The sequence below is a fragment of the Microbacterium sp. ISL-103 genome (genome assembly GCF_018613995.1).
Classification (GTDB): domain Bacteria; phylum Actinomycetota; class Actinomycetes; order Actinomycetales; family Microbacteriaceae; genus Microbacterium.
Genome location: NZ_JAGGPD010000561.1, coordinates 1 through 3,657 on the forward strand (window position 1 = coordinate 1; position 3,657 = coordinate 3,657).

Genomic DNA, 3,657 nt, shown 5'->3' on the forward strand with positions numbered 1-3,657 from the left:
ACCAGCGGGACGATGAAGAGCAGGGCGACGAAGATCGCGGTGGGGGCGGCGTAGAGCCAGCCCTGCACCGGGCCGCCGAACGCGGTGCGAGGTCTGCGGCGACGCAGCGGGGGTGCGGCCTGGGTCATCTCGTTCTCTTTCGATCGGGACGTACGGGTGCGCCGTCGTACGCGCGTTCGGGCATGCGCGCGGGCGCGGCGCTGGCGAGGAGGATGCGGGGGCGGCGCCGGCGGCGCCACCCCCGCGGCGATCACTGCGACAGGATCGCGGTGATCTCCTCGTTGTCGGTCGGCACGGCATCCTCGCCGTCGAGCACCGCGTTGCGGATCAGTGTGAGCCAGGGGCTGCCGGGAGCGTTGAACGCCTGCTGGAAGTTGAGCGCCACCGGGGTGTCGCCTTGGGCTGCCACCTCGTTGATCGTGACGAGCCTCGGGTCGGCGGCGGAGTACTCGTTGTCGGCGAGGTCACCGCGCGACACGGCGTTGCCGTCTTTCGCGAGCACCTCGACCTGGGCCTCCTCCGACATCATCCAGTTGAGGAAGTTCCAGGCCTGGGCCGCCTTCTTCGAGTCCTTCGAGATGCCGATGCCGTCGCCTCCGACGAAGGTCGAGACGCCGCCGTCGACGCCCGGGATGCCGGCGACACCCGCGTCGAACTCGAGGGAGGGAAGAAGGGTGGCTGGGAACGGCATCACGCCGACCTTGCCCTCGCTGAACGCGGCCGTCCACGTGGGGCCCGCCTCGTCTGTCGAGCTGGGAAGCACGGCTCCGGCCTCTTCGAGCCCGGCCCACGTGTCATAGACCGCCTGGGCCGAGTCTCCGTCGAGCAGCGATTCGGTGCCGTCGTCGTTCATGACCTCGTCGCCCGATGCCCAGATCGAGGGGAACCAGGTGAAGACCAGGCATCCGCCGCAGTTCAGGCCCGTCGCCGTGCCGTAGGTGTCGGGCTTGTTCAGCGCCTGCACGGCGAGGGCGGCGTCGGCGAACTCCTCGAGTGTCGCCGGTGCCTTCTCGGGGTCGAGCCCCGCCTCGGCGAAGAGATCCTTGTTCCAGAAGAGCATCGAGAGGTCGAGCGCGAACGGCAGCACGTACTCCGCGCCGTCGACGGTGCCCGCCGAGAGGTGACCGGGGTTGATCTCGTCTTTGAAGTCGAGGCCGTCGATCTGCTCGGACATGTCCTGGAACAGACCCTGCTGCGCCCAGTTCGGCACGTAGACGATGTCGGCGGCGAAGAGATCGGGAAGACCGTTCGATCCGGCGGCGGCCCCGACCTTGGCGACGTAGTCGTCGTTCGGCACGACCGTGAGCTCGACCTGGTTCTCGTGGCTGGCGTTGTAGGCATCGACGAGCAGCTTGGCCTGGCGCTCGATGGGCGCGCGGGTCCACAGCGTCAGCGTCGTGCCGTCGTCGGTGCCTTCGGCGGTGATGGGCTCATTCGAGGCCTCGTCTGCGGCGGGCGCGCAGGCGGCGAGGCCGCCGACCAGCAGGCCGGCCGCGATGACGGCGGCGGATGCGCGTCGCGCGGCGTGTGTGCGGATGGTGTTCATGGGCGGGGGCTCCTCTGGGCTCTTCCTCGAGCGGGTGCGGTGTGGCGCTTCGACAGTGCAGCGCCGGTGTGGAGATGGTGTGGAGAGGGTCTGCGATCCGGCTTACCGAAATTTACGAAAACCCTTTCGAAAAGGTATAGCGTGGTTGTGACGGGGTCGTCAACCCTTGTTCCGATAACCTTTCAGCAACAGGGAGTGAGATGAGCGATTCGACCGGAGCGCGGGCTGTGACCCTCGGCGACGTCGCCGCGCGCGCGGGGGTGTCGATCTCGACGGCCTCCAAGGCGCTGAACGACCGGGGCGACGTGTCGGCGGCGACCCGGGCCAAGGTGCGAGCGATCGCCGATGAGCTCTCCTTCACTCCCAACGCGATGGCCCGAGGGCTCCTCGCAGGCCGCACGGGAACGGTCGGGCTGCTCACCAGCGACCTCGAGGGTCGCTTCATGCTGCCGATCCTCATGGGGGCCGAAGACGCCTTCGGCGCCGGCCGCATCAACGTCTTCCTGTGCGATGCCCGCGGAGACGCCATCCGCGAGCAGCACCACCTGCGCGAACTGCTGAGCCGTCGGGTCGACGGCATCATCGTCGTCGGGCGGCAGACGGATCCGCGTCCCTCGCTCGGGCAGGAGATCCCCGTACCGGTCGTCTACGCCTATGCGCCCTCCGACGACCCGCGCGATCTGTCGCTGACCCCCGACAACTACGCAGGAGGGCGCCTCGCGATCGAGCATCTGCTCGCCTGCGGGCGGCGGCGCATCGCGCACATCTCGGGCGACCCGACCTATGCCGCGGCTCAGGACCGCCTGGCCGGTGCCAGGGCCGCACTCGGCGAGGCGGGGCTCGAGCTCGTCGGCGAGCCGATGTTCTCGGAGTGGACGGAGCACTGGGGGCGCGATGCGGCGGCGATGCTGCTGCAGCGGCATCCCGACATCGACGCGGTGTTCTGCGGGTCGGATCAGATCGCCCGCGGCGTGCTCGACTCGGCGCGGGATCTCGGTCGATCGGTGCCGGACGACCTCGCGGTGATCGGCTACGACAACTGGGAGGTGCTCGCCGCGAACGCCCGTCCCGAGCTCACCAGCATCGACGCCAACCTGCAGCAGCTCGGTCGTCAGGCGGCGCTGCGGGTGTTCGACGCGATCGACGGCATCGACATCGGCGAGGGCGCGCACCATCTGCCGGTGCGGCTCGTGATCCGCGGATCGACGATCGCCCGGCGCTGAGGCGGGCTCGCCCGCGCCGGGGTGCGGTCAGACGTGGTCGCGCCAGGAGTGCTGGGGGTCGAACCCCAGGATGCGCCGGGCCTTGTCGATCGACAGCAGCGTCTCGTTCGGCCCGAACTCACGGGCGACCGGCACATCGGGGAAGACCTCGGCGAGCAGCTCGGCGTTCGGGCGCGACATCACCGTGTCGGCGGCCGCGATGATGAAGTTGTCGAAACCGGGGGCTGCGACTTCGAGGGCGCGCTGCACCGCCTGGGCGCCGTCGCGCGCGTCGATGTAGCCCCAGAGGTTCCACTTGCGGCGGAGCGCATCGGCGTCGAAGTCAGGGAACTCGGCGTAGTCCTCGGGATTCATCACGTTCGAGAACCGCAGGGCGGTGATCGACAGGTCGGGGTGCCAGCGCACGAGCTCGGTCGCCAGATGCTCCTCGAGGGTCTTCACGAGCGAGTAGACCGATTCGGGGCGGGCGGGGTAGTCCTCGTCGACCGGCACATAGGGCGGCGGCACGTCGAACGGCAGGCCGAGAACCGTCTCGCTCGACGCGTAGACGACGCGGCGGATGCCGAGGCGCACCGCCGCCCAGAAGACGTTGAACGTGGCCGGCATGTTGTTGTGGAAGGTCGCCACGTCGCTGCGGATGCCGGGAGCCGGGATCGCGCCCAGGTGCACGACAGCGTCGATGCCGTCGTGCCGGTCGCCGACGGCCGTGAAAGCATCCACGACCTGGCCGTAATCCGTGAGATCGACCTGCACGAAGTCGGGGCCGCGAGTGCCCGCGACGTCCATGCCGATGACCTCGTGGCCGCCGGCGCGGAGTTCCCGCGCGACGACGCTGCCGAGCTTGCCCGATGATCCGGTGAGTGCGATGCGCATGTCACCAGAGTGGCA

3 protein-coding genes are annotated in these 3,657 nt (G+C 69.4%); 1 reads left to right on the plus strand and 2 read right to left on the minus strand.

Annotated elements, in window-relative coordinates:
• Positions 1-250: 250 nt before the first annotated feature.
• Positions 251-1,546 carry a sugar ABC transporter substrate-binding protein gene (locus J7E68_RS17780; RefSeq protein WP_215174843.1) on the minus strand — a complete coding sequence of 432 codons (1,296 nt, stop codon included), beginning with the start codon at positions 1,544-1,546 and terminating at the stop codon, positions 251-253.
• Between the two features lie 200 nt (positions 1,547-1,746).
• Between J7E68_RS17780 and J7E68_RS17785 the strand changes: the two genes are divergently transcribed.
• Positions 1,747-2,769, plus strand: coding sequence for a LacI family DNA-binding transcriptional regulator (locus J7E68_RS17785; RefSeq protein WP_215174844.1), 1,023 nt, complete (start codon positions 1,747-1,749; stop codon positions 2,767-2,769).
• 27 nt (positions 2,770-2,796) lie between these two features.
• On the opposite strand, the gene J7E68_RS17790 is transcribed toward J7E68_RS17785, so the two are convergent.
• Positions 2,797-3,642 carry an NAD(P)-dependent oxidoreductase gene (locus J7E68_RS17790; RefSeq protein ID WP_215174845.1) on the minus strand — a complete coding sequence of 282 codons (846 nt, stop codon included), beginning with the start codon at positions 3,640-3,642 and terminating at the stop codon, positions 2,797-2,799.
• Positions 3,643-3,657: the final 15 nt, after the last annotated feature.